Source organism: Microbacterium sp. NPDC077184 (assembly GCF_040687055.1).
Taxonomy (GTDB): Bacteria; Actinomycetota; Actinomycetes; order Actinomycetales; family Microbacteriaceae; genus Microbacterium.
Map to the genome: position 1 here is coordinate 113938 of NZ_JBFBMM010000008.1, position 17543 is coordinate 131480.

At 70.9% G+C, this 17543-nt stretch carries 17 protein-coding genes and 1 pseudogene; 11 read left to right on the forward strand and 7 right to left on the reverse strand.

The genetic code is table 11. The features are described 5' to 3' along the window. Nucleotide 1: 1 nt before the first annotated feature. Both AB0O93_RS14170 and AB0O93_RS14175 read left to right on the forward strand, forming a co-directional pair. Nucleotides 2–1549: an aldehyde dehydrogenase family protein gene (locus tag AB0O93_RS14170; protein WP_363344428.1), complete on the forward strand. Its 1548-nt coding sequence runs from the start codon at nt 2–4 to the stop codon at nt 1547–1549. Between the two features lie 14 nt (nt 1550–1563). Beyond that, complete coding sequence (locus AB0O93_RS14175; protein WP_363344430.1) at nt 1564–1965, forward strand: DUF779 domain-containing protein; 402 nt, start codon at nt 1564–1566, stop codon at nt 1963–1965. Nucleotides 1966–2468: 503 nt separating this feature from the next. On the opposite strand, the gene AB0O93_RS14180 is transcribed toward AB0O93_RS14175, so the two are convergent. From AB0O93_RS14180 to AB0O93_RS14195, 4 genes are all read right to left on the reverse strand, one after another. Beyond that, nucleotides 2469–3842, reverse strand: a complete 1374-nt coding sequence (locus AB0O93_RS14180) for a DUF222 domain-containing protein (protein ID WP_363344432.1) — start codon at nt 3840–3842, stop codon at nt 2469–2471. Between the two features lie 141 nt (nt 3843–3983). Next, on the reverse strand, nt 3984–5336 hold the full coding sequence (locus AB0O93_RS14185) for a glycosyltransferase (RefSeq protein ID WP_363344434.1): 1353 nt from the start codon (nt 5334–5336) through the stop codon (nt 3984–3986). After that, the gene (locus AB0O93_RS14190) at nt 5333–6334 is read right to left on the reverse strand and encodes a hypothetical protein (protein ID WP_363344436.1); all 1002 of its coding nucleotides are present in this window, start codon (nt 6332–6334) and stop codon (nt 5333–5335) included. The genes AB0O93_RS14185 and AB0O93_RS14190 overlap by 4 nt, the downstream gene beginning before the upstream one ends. Then, on the reverse strand, nt 6331–7266 hold the full coding sequence (locus AB0O93_RS14195) for a WcbI family polysaccharide biosynthesis putative acetyltransferase (RefSeq protein WP_363344438.1): 936 nt from the start codon (nt 7264–7266) through the stop codon (nt 6331–6333). The genes AB0O93_RS14190 and AB0O93_RS14195 overlap by 4 nt, the downstream gene beginning before the upstream one ends. 150 nt (nt 7267–7416) lie before the next feature. Here AB0O93_RS14195 and AB0O93_RS14200 point away from each other — a divergent pair, with 150 nt between their 5' ends. The 5 genes from AB0O93_RS14200 to AB0O93_RS14220 all read left to right on the forward strand — a co-directional run bounded on the left by AB0O93_RS14200 (nt 7417) and on the right by AB0O93_RS14220 (nt 12712). Beyond that, nucleotides 7417–8493, forward strand: coding sequence for a glycosyltransferase (locus tag AB0O93_RS14200; RefSeq protein WP_363344440.1), 1077 nt, complete (start codon nt 7417–7419; stop codon nt 8491–8493). Then, a complete protein-coding gene (locus tag AB0O93_RS14205; protein ID WP_363344442.1) occupies nt 8490–9635 on the forward strand; it encodes a glycosyltransferase in 1146 nt (381 codons plus the stop codon). Before AB0O93_RS14200 ends, AB0O93_RS14205 begins: the two co-directional genes overlap by 4 nt. Beyond that, entirely contained in the window at nt 9632–10660 is a 1029-nt protein-coding gene (locus tag AB0O93_RS14210; RefSeq protein ID WP_363344444.1) for a glycosyltransferase, read from the forward strand. Before AB0O93_RS14205 ends, AB0O93_RS14210 begins: the two co-directional genes overlap by 4 nt. Continuing rightward, entirely contained in the window at nt 10657–11490 is an 834-nt protein-coding gene (locus AB0O93_RS14215) for a galactosyltransferase-related protein (protein ID WP_363344446.1), read from the forward strand. Before AB0O93_RS14210 ends, AB0O93_RS14215 begins: the two co-directional genes overlap by 4 nt. A gap of 121 nt (nt 11491–11611) precedes the next feature. Beyond that, entirely contained in the window at nt 11612–12712 is a 1101-nt protein-coding gene (locus AB0O93_RS14220; RefSeq protein ID WP_363344448.1) for a mechanosensitive ion channel domain-containing protein, read from the forward strand. Nucleotides 12713–12730: 18 nt separating this feature from the next. Here the strand turns inward: AB0O93_RS14220 and AB0O93_RS14225 are convergent, their stop codons facing one another. Beyond that, a complete protein-coding gene (locus tag AB0O93_RS14225; protein ID WP_363344450.1) occupies nt 12731–13891 on the reverse strand; it encodes a hypothetical protein in 1161 nt (386 codons plus the stop codon). Between the two features lie 182 nt (nt 13892–14073). On the opposite strand from AB0O93_RS14225, the gene rpsF reads away from it, so the two are divergent. The 4 genes from rpsF to rplI all read left to right on the forward strand — a co-directional run bounded on the left by rpsF (nt 14074) and on the right by rplI (nt 15813). Then, a complete protein-coding gene (rpsF, locus tag AB0O93_RS14230; RefSeq protein WP_053546836.1) occupies nt 14074–14430 on the forward strand; it encodes a 30S ribosomal protein S6 in 357 nt (118 codons plus the stop codon). A gap of 5 nt (nt 14431–14435) precedes the next feature. Further along, the gene (locus AB0O93_RS14235; protein WP_053546746.1) at nt 14436–14948 is read left to right on the forward strand and encodes a single-stranded DNA-binding protein; all 513 of its coding nucleotides are present in this window, start codon (nt 14436–14438) and stop codon (nt 14946–14948) included. 146 nt (nt 14949–15094) lie between these two features. Then, a complete protein-coding gene (gene rpsR / locus AB0O93_RS14240; protein ID WP_005054609.1) occupies nt 15095–15349 on the forward strand; it encodes a 30S ribosomal protein S18 in 255 nt (84 codons plus the stop codon). Nucleotides 15350–15360: 11 nt separating this feature from the next. Then, nucleotides 15361–15813, forward strand: a complete 453-nt coding sequence (gene rplI, locus AB0O93_RS14245; RefSeq protein ID WP_053546747.1) for a 50S ribosomal protein L9 — start codon at nt 15361–15363, stop codon at nt 15811–15813. A gap of 70 nt (nt 15814–15883) precedes the next feature. Here the strand turns inward: rplI and AB0O93_RS14250 are convergent, their stop codons facing one another. Together AB0O93_RS14250 and AB0O93_RS14255 are read right to left on the reverse strand one after the other, a co-directional pair. Beyond that, complete coding sequence (locus AB0O93_RS14250) at nt 15884–16669, reverse strand: serine/threonine-protein kinase (RefSeq protein ID WP_363344453.1); 786 nt, start codon at nt 16667–16669, stop codon at nt 15884–15886. Between the two features lie 143 nt (nt 16670–16812). Next, nucleotides 16813–17543, reverse strand: a pseudogene (locus AB0O93_RS14255) (hypothetical protein); the annotation flags it as partial.

Genomic DNA, 17543 nt, shown 5'->3' on the forward strand with positions numbered 1-17543 from the left:
CATGACCATCGTCGAAGAAGGCGTCTCGAGCGTCTACGCCGCCCCCGGACAGCGTGGATCGGTCGCCGAGTACCGTTCGCGCTACGGCCACTACATCGGCGGCGAGTTCGTCGAGCCGGTGAAGGGCCAGTACTTCGAGAACATCTCCCCGGTGACGGGGAAGCCGTTCTGCGAGGTCGGCCGCGGCACCGTGGAAGACATCGACCGTGCCGTGGACGTCGCCTGGAAGGCGTTCGAGTCGTGGAAGCGCACGACGCCCGCCGAGCGCGCGGTGATCCTGAACAAGATCGCCGATCGCATCGAGGAGAACCTGGAGAAGATCGCCGTCGCCGAGACGTGGGAGAACGGCAAGCCCGTCCGCGAAACGCTCGCCGCCGACATCCCGCTCGCCGTCGACCACTTCCGCTACTTCGCCGGCGTCCTGCGGGCCCAGGAGGGCTCGCTCAGCCAGCTGGACGAAGACACCGTCGCGTACCACTTCCACGAGCCGCTGGGTGTGGTCGGGCAGATCATCCCCTGGAACTTCCCGATCCTCATGGCGACGTGGAAGCTCGCCCCGGCCCTCGCCGCGGGCAACTGCGTCGTGCTGAAGCCGGCGGAGCAGACCCCGGCATCCCTCCTGTTCCTGTTCGAGATCATCGGCGACCTGTTGCCGGCGGGCGTGGTGAACATCGTCAACGGCTTCGGCATCGAGGCCGGTGCGCCGCTCGCGCAGCACAAGCGCATCCGGAAGGTCGCCTTCACGGGTGAGACCACCACCGGGCGCCTCATCATGCAGTACGCGTCGCAGAACCTCATTCCGGTCACGCTCGAGCTCGGGGGCAAGAGCGCCAACGTCTTCTTCGACGACGTCGCGCGCGAGAACGACGCCTACTACGACAAGGCGCTGGAGGGTTTCACGTTCTTCGCGCTCAACCAGGGCGAGGTCTGCACGTGTCCGTCGCGTGCACTCATCCAGCGTTCGATGTACGACCGGTTCCTCGGCGACGGCCTCGACCGGGTGTCGAAGATCGTGCAGGGAAACCCCCTCGATCCCGCGACGATGATCGGTGCGCAGGCGTCGAACGACCAGCTGGAGAAGATCCTGTCGTACATCGAGATCGGCAAGGAGGGCGGCGCGAAGCTCCTCGCCGGTGGCGAGCGCGTCGACCTCGGCGGCGACCTCAGCGAGGGGTACTACGTCGCCCCCACGGTCTTCGAGGGCACGAACGACATGCGCATCTTCCAGGAGGAGATCTTCGGCCCGGTCGTCTCGGTCACGTCGTTCGACGACTTCGACGACGCGATTCACATCGCCAATGACACCCTCTACGGTCTCGGCGCCGGTGTCTGGAGCCGCTCGGGCGACATCGCCTATCGTGCGGGTCGCGCGATCGAGGCCGGACGCGTGTGGACGAACACCTATCACCAATACCCGGCGCACGCGGCGTTCGGTGGCTACAAGCAGTCCGGCATCGGGCGCGAGAACCACCTGAAGATGCTCGATCACTACCAGCAGACGAAGAACCTGCTGGTGTCGTACGCCGAAGGCGCGATGGGCTTCTTTTGAGCACTGAGTCCCCCATGAGCAGGGTCGCCGTCACCGACGCGGCGGCGGCCCTGCTGCGCACCCTCACCGCTCAGCACGGGAAGCTGATGTTCCATCAGTCGGGCGGATGCTGTGACGGCAGCGCCCCGATGTGCTACCCGGTCGGGATGTTCCTGACCGGCCCGAGCGACGTCCTCCTCGGGACGATCGATGCCGGTCTCGACGATCCGATCGAGGTCTACATGTCGGAGTCGCAGTTCGAGTACTGGAAATATACGCACCTCACCATCGACGTCGTTCCCGGTCGCGGTGCCGGCTTCAGCGTCGAGGGTCCGACCGGCATGCGGTTCCTTATCCGTTCGCGCATGCTGACCGACCCGGAGCTCGTCCACTTCGGGCTGGTCTCACCGGCACCGAGCGAAACGGACGCTCACTAGGGGCGGAGAGGAGGTCATCGCCGGCGCGGACGCTCGCACGCCACCGCCGGTGTCGGTGGGGGCGTCCTAACATCGAGCCCTCGGCCAGGGGAGGAGACCTGGCCGTTGACGAAGAACCGCCGCTACGAAGCACACTACGACGCGATCAATGACGCGCGTATCGCGCAGGCATCCCGCTCCGCCCAGCAACCACTCACGCTTCCTCGGCAGGCCTATGGGCCGACCCCGTTCGAGTGGGCGCCGCCCAGAAGGCAGCCGACGGTGTGGGTCTGGGTTCATTGGCGCGAGGGCCCGGCGACCAAGATCGCCGCCGTCGCCGCGGCATGGAACGACCGAGTCGTGATCGTGGAGTGGGAGCAGACCGGCGGACGACGCTCCGTGGTGGTGTGGCGCACCGCAGTTTCTCACCGTGTCGAACGAACGCGCGCGCGTCCGCATACGCGAGCTCTCACGCTCAGGGCGGGGGCCGGAACCACTTCGGGCGTGTCCGGTCAGGGCGAGCGTCAGAAGGGGACGATCGCCAACCCGGGTTCGGGTTCGGGGTCGGGGTCGGGGTCGGGGTTGGGGACGAACATCACCCGCGGTGGCGGATCTTCGATATAGACCGCCCCCGACGGCGCAGTGAATCGCAGTCTCCCGCCGGGGAGTTGTTCGACAGTCCATCCGGCTGCGTGCCTGGTCACGTGATGTCGGGTGCAGCAGGGACCGAGGTTGTCGCCGTCGGTCTTGCCGCCCTTGCTGTACTCCTGGTGGTGGTCGATCTCGGATCGCATCGCGGGTCGCCGGCATCCGGGGAACGCGCATCGCACGTACCGGGCCTGCAGGAACCTCTTGATCCCTGCCGTCGGCGTATACCGATCCGTCGTCAATACCTCAGCGGTGACCGGGTGCAGAAACACCCGATCGAACCCGGGAGCATTCCCTGTCAGGATCCGCACGGTGGCCGGGTCGATCGCGCACTTTCCGTCCAACTCCGCCCCACCCGACGTGGTTCCGGCGAGGGTGGTGGCGGGGATGCTGACCTGCACGCTCGCGCGGATCGCCGCGAGCCCACCCCCGGTGGGATCGACGGTCGGCGCGGCGGTCAGGAGCATGTCCATCACGACATCCGCGCGGATCTGATCCAGGCCGCGGTCGTCGAACCACACCGGCTCAGCGTCGCCTCCGTTCGGGGTGTCCTCGCCGCATGCTTCCCGCTCGGCCGCTTCCCGTCGTGCGCGCAGGTCGGTCGCTTTGATCTCCCGACCCTGCTGGGTGGTGCGGTCGTAGATCCCGTGGATCTCCGACGACGGCCCGATCACACCGAGCATCGACATCCCGTCGCGCAGGTCTTCCACCCACACCCGGCGTTTGCACACCGCGACGTCATGCCGTTCCTGCACGGTGGCGGGGTTGAGCTTGTCCGCCACCTGCTGCGCGTAGGGCTTCACCCGCCCGGCGGTGGTCTTCACCGCGTACGCCAGAACGTCCTTCTCATAGGCCGCCCGGGCCGCGGGGTCGTGCAGCTCCGCGCCGAACTCGACGATCACCCGGGTGTGCGCCTTCTGGATGTTCCCGTCCCGCCACGCCTCCCACGTCGCGGTGAACTCCGTGTGGAGCCGGTGCCCCTCGAACAGGTGGGTCTGCATCGTGCGGTCGTCGACATGAACTGCCGGACCGAGCTCCGCGGCCATCGCCCGCAGCGGCATGTCGCGCTCCCTCGACGTGGCCGAGGAGATCTTCGCGGTCTGCTCCTGCGTGTACGCAAACGCCTCGGCGTAGATCTCCGCCCGTTCGGCGAGGATTCTCGCCTCCGCCGCGAAGGACGCCTCCACCCGCTCCCGGAACGCCCGCGTCTTCCGACGGTGAGCCTCATCCGGCTCGAAGGGGTCGTTCATCGCTTCTCTTCTCGATCGCTTTCCGTGCTCTCAGTATAGAACACAAATACGACATGCGCCGGAGTGAGATGACGAATCTTCGTACAAAAAGACGACGAGGAGAGCGGCCGCACCGCAGGCACCGCAGGCACCGCAGGTCGCTCAGACGAACGCGTCGAGCGAACCCCAGCCGCCGACGTAGGCCTCGACGTGCGGATCCGGTCGCAGCGGATGGATGCCCGCAACGCGACGCCGCACCGAGGTGAATCCGTCCTCGGTGCCCGATCGCGCCGCACGACGTTCCGCGCGACGTGAGCGCATGACTCCGCCGCCCGACTCCACCTCGATGGTGCCGACCTCCCCACTTCCGAGCGCCGCGAGGCACTCTGCGAGACCCGCCGCATCGTCGATGAGCATCGGCCGCTCGAGCGTCCACGTCACCCGCGCATTCACGCCCCCGCCCTCCGACTCTCCCACGCCCCCCAGCGACCCTCCCCCGCGCACCCGCACCCGCACCCGCGCATCCGCCCGGAGTGCCTCGACCGCCGGCTCCGCATCGAGCACGACGACCGCGTGCGGGAACGCCGCGAGGATCGAATCGACGCACACGAACAGGGCGGCGTCGCTGTGTTCCCCGGCGAGGCGGACGGCGAGGTCCGGCACGCTGCGCCGCACTCCGAACCCCGCCGAGCCCGACACCGGAACGGATGCCGCGAGTCGCAGCGTCTGCGCATTGGCGCGTTCGCGGTCCGAGCCCTCGCGACCGGCCCATTCGGGCCCGTCGTGCCAGGCGACGGCATCCGGAACATGGGCGAGCACGGCGCCCGCCTGCCACGCCCGGTGCACCCACTCCCAGTCCTCGCCGCCGTACGCGGTGAAGGACTCGTCGAAGCCGCCCACATCGTCGAAGAGCCGCCGGGAGCACGCGATCACCGCGCCGATGACGTACCGGTACGAGCGGTCGTCGGCGTCGAGCAGATTCCGCGACCGTGCGTAGGCGTCGGCGAGCCACGCGGGTTCGGCGAGTTCGCGTCCGCGGACGGCCTCCACGACCGGCGTCTGCACCGGCACCCCCGCCAGCTCGGCGTGGCGCCGTCGGCCCACCGTGACGGCATCCGGAAGCAGAGCGGGAAGCCGGGTCAGCGCGGAGATGTACCCCGGCTCGGGAGCGGTGTCGGCGTCGAGGAAGCACAGGATGTCGCCGGTGCTCGCGCGGACGCCGAGGTTCCGCACCGCCGCGAGGCGGAATCCGCGATCCTCCTGCCGGACGACCCGCACTCCGGCGGGAACGCTGACCGGGTGCGGCGATCCGTCGTCGGCGACGATGATCTCGAGCCGGTCGGCGGGGTGGTCCTGCGCGGCGAGGGCCGCCAGCGTCCGCGCGAGCTCGTCGGGCTGGTCGTAGTGCGCGACGATCACCGACACCCGCGGCGGCATCGCCGGGCGCGCGTCGCCCACGAGATCCCACCGGTTGCCGGGCACGATCCCCGAGTCCACCGGGCCGCCACCGGTCACGTCAGCTCTCCCCACCACGCCCGATACGCAGCGGCGGCCTCGCGCGCGTCCATCGGCAGTGCTGCGACGCCGTGCCACGTGGTCTCCGGTCGATCGATCGCCGATCGGATGCCGTCGGTCAGGCGATCGGCCGGCGTCACCGCGATCGTCCCCGGCCGGAGGGCCGCCATCTCGGTGATGTACCGGTTCTCGACGGCGAGCGGGCGGCGGCCCCACGCGATCCACGACGACAGCGAGCCGGATGCGGACACGTGCCGATGCGCGATCACCGGCACCGACACCGCGCGGCAACGCACCGCCATCGCCTCGTCGTCGAGCCACCCGGTGACCTCGACCTCGACGCCCCGCACCGCGGCACGCGCGACGAACGCCGCGAGATCGTCGGCGTGCCCGTCGGACGCGCGCCCGAGGACCGTCAGCCGCGTCACCCCGGCCTCCGCCGCCGCCTCGGCGGCCTCGTCGTGCCCCTTGCCGGGATAGAAGTAGCCGAGCACCCCGACCGATCCGTCCGCATCCGGGCGTTCCCCGGAGACGGGCGCGCCCACGGGGAGCGGGATGACCGCGACGGGACCGTCCCACACGCCGTGCTCGGCGAGGAGCGCGCGTTCGTGCGCGCTGTTGACGGCGACGCCCCGGGCGCGCGCGGCGACCGCCGCGTACACCGCGCGGCGTCGCGGCAGGTTGCGCTCGCCATCGGACTCCTGCGGCACATCGTGCAGGGTCACGGAGATCGGATGCCGATCGGCGACCGCCTCGAACGCGGCGAGCGCCTCCTCCAGGCTCCCCGCCCAGAGCCGGTCGGTGAACTGCGCGTGAAGAGGAACGCCCGGCGGGATCTCGGCGATGTCGCCCCGGGCACATACCGTCACGCCGGGTTCGAGGGCTGTCACCGCGTCGGCGAACGCCCGCCCGTGCACCGCGACGCCGTGCGGACCGGGATCGGTGACGATCACCGGGGCAGCCACGCCCCGCGCGCCCTCCGTAGCCCGCACGGTCACGCGGTCCTCCAGCGGCGGACGAGCGGCGCGAGCCGCGCCATCGCGGCGTCGACGAAGCCGGGGTGCGCGGCGTACCAGGCCCGATGCGCCTCGCGCACGGCATTCGTCGTCACCGGCGCCCCGTCGACGAGCCAGTCATCGCGCGGGGCGTCGGGAAGGTCCCACGCCTCGACGACCCAGGACTCGAGCGGCGCCCGCACCGACGCGAGGAGCGGACGACCCGGATCCGTCGGTCCTCCCTCGAGGCCGAGGGCATCGATCACGCGCGCCGCCAAAGGCAGCCACACGGCGTTCCCCGGGTGATTGACCGTGCGCATGTGGTCGGCGGTGAGCGGCGAGAACAGATCCGACACGGGGACGTCGATGTCGGTCTCGCGGCGACGGAGCTCGGCGAGGGCGTCGTCGGCGACGGTCCGTACGCCGTCGGGCGGAAGCACCGGCGCGACGGGCACGCCCGCGACCTCGGCGAGCACCCGCACGTCGTGGTACGCCACGAGCGGCGGGTCGCCCTCCACTCCCGGCACGCGGATCGCCGCCTGGAACGGGTGCAGACCGGCGAAGCGCACGGACGGGACCGTGATCAGACGCGCACCCGAGGCGAGCGATCCCGCAAGCTGGGCGGTGCCGAGCGGCAGGTCCCGGTAGTCGCGGCGGATCGGCTGGCTGACGACGTACGCGGCGTGGGAGACGACCTCGTGCAGGCGGTCCGCCTCGGCCGCCGACATCTCGTGCACCGGCGGCACGCGCACGAGGGGTCGCTCGGGCGCATCGAGGACGACGCGCAGCGATTCGGCTTGGCAGTTGCCGACCACGACACCGAAGCGCGCGGGGAGCGGATCGAGCCCGAAGAAGGCCCCGTAGTGACGCCTCCGCCCTAGCACCGCGGAGTCGATCTCCGCAATCCCGTAGGGGATATCCGTGGCGCCGCTCATGATGTGAAACCTATCTCGCCGGTTCCGGCGCTTCCCCTTTTCCCCTTGCGGATTGCGGTCTGTCCGACCGTGCGCTAGCGGCGGGCGGCGCGCGTGCCCGGCGCGCAGAAAGGAACAGACATCACACTCCGCAGTCTCTCTCGGATCCGGGTGGCCTCCGTGCCGTCGCAGCACCCCTACGTCCGGGCCGCGATCGACCCGGCGACGGTCGACCTTCTGCCCGATCCGCCCGTTCCCGGAGCACCCGCCGGGCAGTGGTGGCCGCCGCAGACGGTGACCCCCGCGTGGATCGACGTCCACGCGGCCGAGTTCGACATCCTGCATCTCCACTTCGGGCTCGAGTCGTTCGACAGCGCCGAGATCGCCGCCGGCCTCGCCGCCGCCCGCCGGGCCGGCCGCCCCGTGGTCTACACCGTGCACGACCTCGACAACCCCCAGCTCACCGACCAGGGTCCGTACCGCGCGATCCTCGACACGCTCGTCCCGGCCGCCGATCACCTCATCACGCTGACGGATGCCGCAGCCGACGAGGTCCGCCGCCGCTGGGGCCGCGACTGCACCGTCCTCCCCCACCCGACCGTGCTGACCGGAGACCCGGTCGAGCCGATCGGCGCGCACGCCGCCGACTCGCCCGTCACGGATGCCGCGTCCCCCGTCCGCGTCGGCGTGCACGTGCGCGACCTCCGCCCCAATATCGATGCCGTCGGGGCGGTGCGGGCCCTGGCCGTCGTCGCCGACCGCTTCGGCGCCGAGGTCGACGTCGTCGTCCTCATGAACGACCGGGTCCGCGACACGGCGCTTGCGGAACGGATCATCGCGACGGCCGGCGACCGGGTCCGCGTCGAACGCGTCGAACGACTCTCGGACGCCGCCGTCGAGAGATGGATCGCGCAGCTCGACCTGTTCGTGCTCCCCTACCGACACGGCACCCACTCCGGCTGGGTGGAGCTGTGCTGGGATCTCGCGGTGACCGTCGCCGGCACGCCCGTCGGGAGCGTCGGGGCGCAGCATCCGTCCGGCTTCCTCGCGATCGACCTCGACCGACCGGCGACCCTCGTGGCCGCGGTCGACGAGGCCCGTCGCCGCCGGTCGACGAACCGACGCGACGAGGTGCCGCGTCGTCGCCAGGTCCGTCTCGCCGAGCGGGAGACCGTCCGCGACGCGCACACCGCGCTCTATCGCGACGCCCTCCAGCGCCTCGCGCTCGCCGACCGGCGGATCGCATGAGCGTCGCGCGGATCCCCCTGTGCGTCCTCCTCGTCGCCCCGGAACGACACGCGCTGCGCCAGCCGCACGCCGGAGGGCTCGAGGCGGTCGTCTGGAATCGCGCACGGTGGCTCCGTCGTCGCGGACACGAGGTCGTGCTGTGCGCCGCGGCGGGATCCGACCTGCTCGGCCCGAACCCCGCGCTTCACCTGCCGAGCCCGCGCTGGACGCGCGCGGCCGATGCCTCCGACAGCGAATACCCCGAAGGACACCGGCGGGAGATGGCGGCCGCGTTCGCCCGCGTCGCCGACCACATCGCCCGCGACGGCGGCATCGACGTCGTCGACAACCACAGCCTGCACGGCGCGCCGGTGCGGTGGAGTCGCACGCTCGGCATCCCGGTCGTGACGACCCTGCACACCCCGCCGCTGCCCGACATGGTGGTCGCCGCCTCCGCCCTCGGCGGCGCACCCCACCGCTTCCTCGCCGTCAGCCAGTACACCGCGCAGGCGTGGTCGGCGGAGGGCGTCGACGCCATCGTGATCCCCAACGGCGTCGACACCGACCATTGGACGGCAGGCGCGGGCGGCTCGGACTGGGTGTGGTCCGGACGCGTCGTCCCCGAGAAGGCACCCCACCTCGCCATCCGAGCGGCGCGCGTCGCAGGCGCCCGCATCTTCCTGGCCGGACGGATCGGCGACGAGGAGTACTTCGCGCGGGAGGTCCGACCGCTCCTCGGACCGGACGCGCGCTACGCGGGCGCTCTGCGCCAGCCCGAGCTGAACGCGCTCGTGGGTGCGGCGGCGGTCGCGCTGGTGACCCCGGTCTGGTCGGAGCCGTTCGGCCTCGTCCTCGCCGAAGCCCTCGCCACCGGTACGCCGGTCGCCGCGTTCGACTCCGGCGGCATCCGTGAAGTCCTGTCCGGGATGCCGGGGACCGCGGTCGTCCCGGCCGGCGACGTCGTCGCGCTCGCGCGTGCTGCGTCGGCGCTCGCCGAGGCGGGCGCCGGCATCACGACCCGGCGCGCGGTCCGCCGCGCCGCCGAGGCGCGCTACTCGCTCGCGCACCGGCAACGCGAGGTCGAACGGGTGCTCCTCCACGCGGCATCCGATGCTCCTCGTCACGGCCTCGCCGCCGAGGCCGTCGCGCAGGTCGGCGCATGATCGGCTGGTACGTCCACCATCACGGGTTCGGGCACGTCACCCGCCTGCGCGCGGTGCAGCCGCACCTCAGCGAGCCCGTCACGGTGTTCTCGAGCCTCGCCGCGCCCGACGGGCTCCCCGCGGACATCACCTGGGTGCGGCTCGAGGGCGACGCGGACCCGATCCCCACGCCCGACGGCGGCGAGATCGACCCGGCGCAGCTCGATCCGACGGCGCGGGGCGCCCTGCACTGGGCACCGCTCGGACATCCCGGCCACCGCGCGCGTCTCGCGACCATCGCGCAGTGGATCGCCGCGAACGAGGTGTCGACATTCGTCGTCGACGTCAGCGCCGAGGTCACCGCGTTCGTGCGTCTCCTCGGGGTCCGGACGGTGGTGATGGCCCAGCCCGGCGACCGGACCGACGCGCCCCACCGCCTCGCCTACGACCTCGCCGACCGGATCGTCGCGCCGTGGGCGGAAGGCGTGATCGACGCCGCCGCGCTGCGCGACCGCGGCGACCGCGTCGCCTACGTCGGGGGCATCTCACGGTTCGACGGTCGTGCCTCCCGTGGGGAGGGCGACGATCCCGCGAACGGCCCGGACCGCGCCCTGTTCCTCGGCCGGACCGTGGACGTCCCGCGGCTGGAGGCGACGGTCGCCGCCCTACACGCGCGCGGATGGCGCACCGACCTCGCGGGTGCCCGGGGCGACGGTGATCGCGTGGACGACGTGTGGTCGGCGTTGCGGCGGAGCACGGTCGTGGTGAGTGCCGCCGGTCAGAACAGCATCGCCGACCTCGCCGCCGCCGGCGTCGCCGCGGTCGTGATCGCGCAGGACCGGCCCTTCGATGAGCAGCGGCACACCGCGCGGGTCATCGCCGCCCGCGGCCTCGCGCTCACCGCACCCGACGCCGTCTCCTCCGACGACCTCGCCGACCTGATCGAGCGGGCCGCGACCTGCGTCTCCGGCGCGCCCGATTGGACGGCGTGGCGGGTGACCGGCGCCGCGCAGCGTGCCGCCCGGGCCATCGAGGAGGCGGTATGACGACGCGGGTCGCCGTCATCACGACGGCCTCGTCCGCGCGCCTCGCTCACCTGCACCGGCAGCGGCGCTTCCTGCGCGAGGCGCAGAGCGAGACGTCCACCGCCGGGATCGACCTCCTCCGCATCGAGGTCTGGCTCGACGAAGAGGCGCCGCACGAAGTCGGGAACGCCACCGTCCTCCACCTCCCGCCCGGCGCCCATGGGATGCGGGTCGGCGCGGCGCGCAACGTCGCCGCCCGGCACGCGATCGAGGCCGGTGCGGACCTGCTCCTCTTCCTCGACGTCGACTGCCTGCCCGGGCCCGATCTCCTCCCTCTCTCCACGGATGCCGCGCGCCGGCGCCCCGACGATCTCCTCGCGGGTCCGGTGACCTACCTCGCCAGCGTGCAGCGCCCGAACGCGCTCGCCGACCTCCCCGCCCTGACCCGGCCCCACCCTGCGCGACCCGATCCGGCTCCCGGCTCCCTGGCTCACGCCGCGCCGACGGACTACGCGCTCTTCTGGTCGCTCTCCTTCGCGGTCACCCCGCGGGTATGGGAGCGGATCGGCGGGTTCGACGAGGCCTACGAGGGCTACGGCGCCGAAGACACCGACTTCGCGTTCCGCGCCCGGGAGCGCGGCGTGGGCCTCACCTGGGTCGGCGGGGCGCACGCGTACCACCAGTGGCATCCGTCCGGGACGCCGCCGTGGCGCCATCTCGACGACATCCTCCGCAACGGCCGGATCTTCGCCGAGCGATGGGGCACGTGGCCGATGGAGGGCTGGCTGGAGGCGTTCGCGGCGGCGGGCGCGATCGAGCGTGTCGGCGCCGGGTGGCGTCGGATGTCGTGACGCGCGCCTCGCACGACGCCTCACGGCGTGTCCGTTCGCGTCGCGCGATATCGCCGCCGTCCGCTTGCCCCCTCCCCGGGTCGGGGCTCTACCGTGGACGCAACCCTGCGGAAGGACACGCGTGACCGAAGAGATCGAGCAGAACTGGCAGACCTGGACCGGATTCGCCATCGTCGCGGGCGTCGCCCTGGCCATCGTGATCGCGATCATGGTCGTGGTCGCCGTCGCCCTGAACCTCATCGCGCGGCGCAAGAGCTGGGCGAGTCGGCTCAGTGAACGCGTGCGATGGCCGTTCCGGGTCACCCTGCTCATCCTCGCGCTCGCGGTCTCGATGTCGGCGCTGCCGGTGGACGACGACCTCCGCGGCGGACTGACGCACCTCTTCGGCATCCTGATCATCATCTCGGGGGCCTGGCTGCTCGCGCAGCTGTTCCTCTTCTTCATCGACAGCGGCAGCCAGCGGTACCGTCTGGTCGAAAGCGACACGTTCTCGGCCCGGAAGATCCGCACGCAGCTGCAGATCGTGCGGCGCCTCGTGATCGTCGTGATCGTGGTCGTCGCGGCCGGGGCGATCCTCATGACCTTCGACGCGGTGCGTGCGGTCGGCGCGAGCGTCCTGGCGTCGGCGGGCATCGCGTCGATCGTCGCGGGCCTCGCCGCCCAGTCGGTGCTGAGCAATCTCTTCGCCGGGGTGCAGCTCGCCTTCAGCGAGGCGATCCGCGTCGGCGATGTCGTCGTGGTCGAGGGCGAATTCGGTCGGATCAACGAGATCACCCTCAGCTACGTCGTCCTGGAGCTGTGGGATCAGCGGACCCTCGTGCTTCCCTGCACGTACTTCACGACGAATCCCTTCGAGAACTGGACGAAGCTCGGCCGTGCGCTCCTCGGCACGGTCTACTTCGATCTGGACTGGCGGGTGCCGGTCGAGCAGATGCGCGGAGAGCTCGAGCGGATCCTCACCGAGACCGAGTTGTGGGACCGCGCGTCGCACAGCGTCCAGGTGACGGATGCCGTCGGCGGGATGCTGCAGGTGCGCGTCGTCGTGAGTGCCAGCGACTCCGGCCAGCTGTGGGATCTGCGGTGCCTCGTGCGGGAGAAGCTCGCCGAATGGGTCCGCACCGCTCACCCCGAGGCGCTCCCCCTGCAACGGGTGCAGATCGGCGAGGAGCCCTCCGGCGCCGGTGCGATGCGGGTGCGCGAGCAGCCGATCCCCGAGGCCTGAGCGCGACGGGGCCGAGCGCTACAGGGCGTTCCAGAACACCTCGAGCAGCCAGAAGAGCACGAGGCCCACGACGGCGACGATCGACAGCCACGAGAAGCGGCGTCGCAGCCGCTTTCCGGGAGCGGCGACGCCGGGCGGCGGGCGAAGCCCCTCCAGGGGCGTCGCGAACGGCAGTGAGTCGTGCGCGGGGGCGCCGGCGCCGGCCGCACGTTCCGCAGCCAGACGGTCGTCGCGCCACCGGGCCCACTGGTCGAGCTTGTCCAGCAGCGCGCCGACCGCGGAGAAGAGCCACGCCCACGTCGCCGGATCGAGCGTCGAGAACGGGCGGTGCGAATAGAGGAACAGCCAGTCGTCGACGATCTCCACGTCGAGCGCGGCCGCATTGTCGATGAAGCGCGCCATGACGTCCGGGGTGAACAGGTACAGCGCATCCCGCTCGTACCCGGTCGGGCAGTACAGCGAGAAGTAGCGGTCGAAGTCGCCCTCGAGCCCCAGGTGCTGCTCCTTCTCGAACGACTGCGGGAGGTTCGAGCCGAACAGCCCGTTGTTCCCGACGGCGTCCAGCACGATGTGCGGCAACGGGGTGTCGAGCTTCACCGCCACGTACCCCCAGCGGTGGGTGCGACTGTTCTTCCCCGATCCGGTCGTATAGCGGTAGTTGCCGAACTCGACCCACCGCGGGCGCTCGCCGCGCAGGACGTCGTCGGCGCTGCGGGCACGACCGAGCGAGAAGATCATGCCCGGCAGAGGCGGCGCCGACACCTCCCCCACGAAGCTCATCCCGTTCGCCTGCGCGAAACGGTCGAGGCGGTACGCGCGGGCGGCCGATCCGACGTACGTGCGGTAGACGATCACGACGACGGCGCCCACGAACGCCACGATCGCGAGCACCGGGATGCCGACGCCCACCAGGACGAGCAGAACGTCGGTCAGCGCACCGCTTCCCATGCCGAAGAAGACCGACAGCACCGCGGAGAGGATCGTCGCGCCGATCCACACGAAGAACCCGGCGAACACCACACCCAGGATCACGCCGACGATCTGCGGCATCCGGAATCCGCCCGCCGATGCGCCGCGCTCCCGCCGCGCCGCCGCGTGCGCGCGCACGGCGGCGCGGTCGACCGGGTCGGTCAGCGGGCGGGGATCGAACACTCCGGTCGGGGACGGTGACGCGGTCACGACGGCATCCTTTCGCGCGGGGAAGGCATATCCGCTACCATAGGAGGGTTGTCCGCATGACCGTGCACTCGCGTGTGTCCGCGGATGACGTGCAACACACCCTCCTGCTGTCGGGAAATACCCGGCAGCCGTTCTAGTCCGAAGGAGGTGGGTTAGTGACGCACTCGCACCAGTACGAGCTCATGCTCATCCTGAACCCCGAGATCGACGAGCGCCAGGTTCCCGTGGCTCTCGACAAGTTCCTCAAGGTCATCACGACCGACGGTGGCACGATCGAGAACATCGACATCTGGGGTCGTCGCCGCCTGGCGTACGAGATCCAGAAGAAGAACGAGGGCATCTACGCCGTCGTCAACTTCACCGCCACCAGCGCGACGACCGCCGAGCTCGACCGTCAGCTGAACCTCAACGAGCAGATCATGCGCACCAAGGTCCTCCGGGCCGAGGAAGCCATCGCGCAGGTCGCCGCGGAGAAGGAGCGCGCCGAGGCCAAGGCCGCCCGCAAGGCTGCCGCACCCGCCAAGGCTGCGAAGGCCTGAGTCCGATGGCCGGCGAGACGATCATCACCGTGGTGGGAAACCTCACGGCTGACCCCGAGCTGCGGTACACGCAGAACGGGCTGCCCGTCGCGAACTTCACGATCGCGTCGACGCCGCGCACCTTCGACCGTCAGGCCAACGAGTGGAAGGACGGCGACGCGCTGTTCCTCCGCGCGAGCGTGTGGCGCGAGTTCGCCGAGCACGTGGCCGGTTCGCTGACGAAGGGCTCCCGCGTCATCGCGACCGGGCGTCTGAAGCAGCGCAACTACCAGGACCGCGAAGGCAACAACCGCACCTCGATCGAGCTCGAGGTCGACGAGATCGGCCCCAGCCTGCGTTACGCGACCGCCCAGGTCACGCGTGCGTCGGGTGGCGGCGGTCAGGCCCGTCAGGCGCAGGTCGCCGACGAGCCGTGGTCGACCCCCGGTTCGGCCGGCGGCAACAGCAACTCCGGCAACGCCGGTGGGGCTGACGCGTGGAGCGCTCCCGGCACCTACGGCGACGACACCCCCTTTTGACGCGACGGGGATCAATGCGACGAAGTCGCGTTGATGCGCGTCGGGTCAAGGTCGAGTAGCCCGCGCAGCGGGCGTATCGAGACCCGGACTCACCGGATGCGTCGCGTCGAGGCATCCGATCTCCCTCTTGAAGTAAAGGAACACACATGGCTGGAAAGGCAACCGGCGACCGCCGCAAGCCGCGGAAGGGCGCGAAGAACGCCGCTCCCGCGAAGGCGATCCGCGTCGGCGTCATCGACTACAAGGACGTCGCCACTCTTCGCAAGTTCATCTCGGAGCGCGGGAAGATCCGCGCCCGTCGTATCACCGGTGTCTCGGTGCAGGAGCAGCGTCTGATCGCCAAGGCGATCAAGAACGCGCGCGAAATGGCGCTCCTGCCTTACGCCGGCGCTGGCCGCTAAGGAGAACCGACATGGCAAAGCTCATCCTCACCAACGAGGTCGTCGGGCTCGGTGGCGCCGGCGACGTTGTCGAGGTCAAGAACGGGTACGCCCGTAACTACCTCATCCCCCAGGGCTTCGCAGTGGCGTGGTCGCGCGGTGGCGAGAAGCAGGTCGCGTCCATTCGCGCCGCTCGCGACGCCCGCGTGATCCACGACCGCGAAGAGGCCGTGGCGCTGAAGAACACGCTCGAGTCGAACAAGGTCCGTCTGGCCGTCAAGGCCGGCGCCGAGGGTCGTCTGTTCGGTTCGGTCAAGACCGCCGACGTCGCCGACGCGGTCAAGACCGCCGGCCTCGGCGAGCTCGACAAGCGCAAGATCCACATCACCTCCCCGATCAAGTCGGTGGGCGAGCACGAGGCGACCGTTCGCCTCGCGGAAGACCTCACCGCCGTGATCACGCTCCAGGTCGTCGCCGCCAAGTAATCGGCCGACCCAGAGCGGAACGGATGCCGCGGACCTTCGGGTCCGCGGCATCCGTCGTTCGTGCGGGAGGTCAGCGAGGGGGCGCCAGCGCCGCGAGGCGGCTCGCGATCTCGAGGATCTCGAGCGCGGACGGGCGGCGCTCTGGATCGATGTCGGTCATCCGCTGCAGGAGCATCCGCCCCTCGTCGGGGAGCGTCTTCGGTGCGGCATCCTCCAGCGACAGCCCCAAGGAGTAGATGTCGGCGGCCGGTGTCGCGGGTGCGCCGGCCGCGGCTTCGGGCGCGCGGTATGCCAACGTGCGTGCGTCGACCTCCGGGGCGTCGTCGCTCGCTGCCTCGCGCAGATGCGAGACGCCGAAGTCGAACAGCTTCGCGTGCCATACGCGTCCACGCTGGGCAGCGGGCGCGAGGAGGATCCGTCCCGGGGTGATCGCGCGATGGACGATACCCGCACGGTGGACATAGTCCAGGGCGCCGGCGATGTCGGCCGTGATCTCGGCGAGCTCGCCCGGATCCACCGGACCGATCGCGGAGAGATCGCGCAGCGACATCCCATCGATGTACTCGATGACGAGGTATCCGCCCGCGTCGTCGTCGATGCGGGCGTCGAAGAGCGTGACGAGGGCCGGGTGGTGGAGGGAGGCGAGCAGTCTCGTTTCGGCCCGTGCGCGTCGGACGGCCTCGGCATCACCGGAGGCCCGCCGCAGGGCTTTCACGGCGACCGCGCGCTCGAGCCGAAGATCGTGCGCGCGGAACACCTTCGCGGTGCCGCCCTCACCGATGAGTTCTCGGAGGAGATAGCGCCCGTCCAGGACATCGCCCGGGCTGGGATCGAACGGCGACGCATTGGTGGTCATCGTCGCCTCCCTTCTCCGCCGCACGACGCGCGCCGATACCGACCCACGTTACGGCGTGGATCGGTATCGGTCAGGCATGACCTCGGATCGAGTCCGGTACGGAGGAAGGGCGCACCAGGCGACGACGCCCCTCCTCCGTGGGCTCAGGCCAGGCGGCGACGGGTGATGACCGTGATCACCCCTGCGAGGAGCAGCAGCGCTCCGAGCGGGACGAGAACGATCGGCAGCTCGCTCACTCCCGTGGCCGCCAGCGTGGCGGACTGACCGATCGCGGCGCTCATCCCGGTCGTTATCGCGGAGGTCCCGGGAGTTCCCGGGGTGCCGGGTGTTCCGGGTGCTCCCGGCGTTCCGGGGGTTCCGGGCTCACCGGGCTCACCCGGCTGTCCGGGCTCACCGGGAGCGCCCGGCTGTCCGGGCTCACCGGGCTCACCGGGCTCACCGGGCTCACCCGGCTGTCCGGGCTCACCGGGCTCACCGGGCTCACCGGGCTGTCCGGGCTGCCCAGGCTGACCGGGCTCACCGGGCGTGCCCGGGGCTCCGGGCGCTCCCGTCTCCGCGCCGACGGTGGTGGCGTCGCCGATGACGGAGAGGGCGTTGCCGCCGATCGTGAGGGGTGCGGTGATGGGGGCGAGGATCTGGGTGCCGCCGAGGATGGAGTCTGTTCCGTCGGTGATGCCCAGGAGTCCGCCTCCGTGTTCGGTGGTGCCGCCGGTGGTGGTGGAGTCCACCGTGGTGGCGTCGCCGATCACGGAGAGGGCGTTGCCGCCGATCGTGACGGGTGCGGTGATGGGGGCGAGGATCTGGGTGCCGCCGAGGATGGAGTCTGTTCCGTCGGTGATGCCCAGGAGTCCGCCTCCGTGTTCGGTGGTGCCGC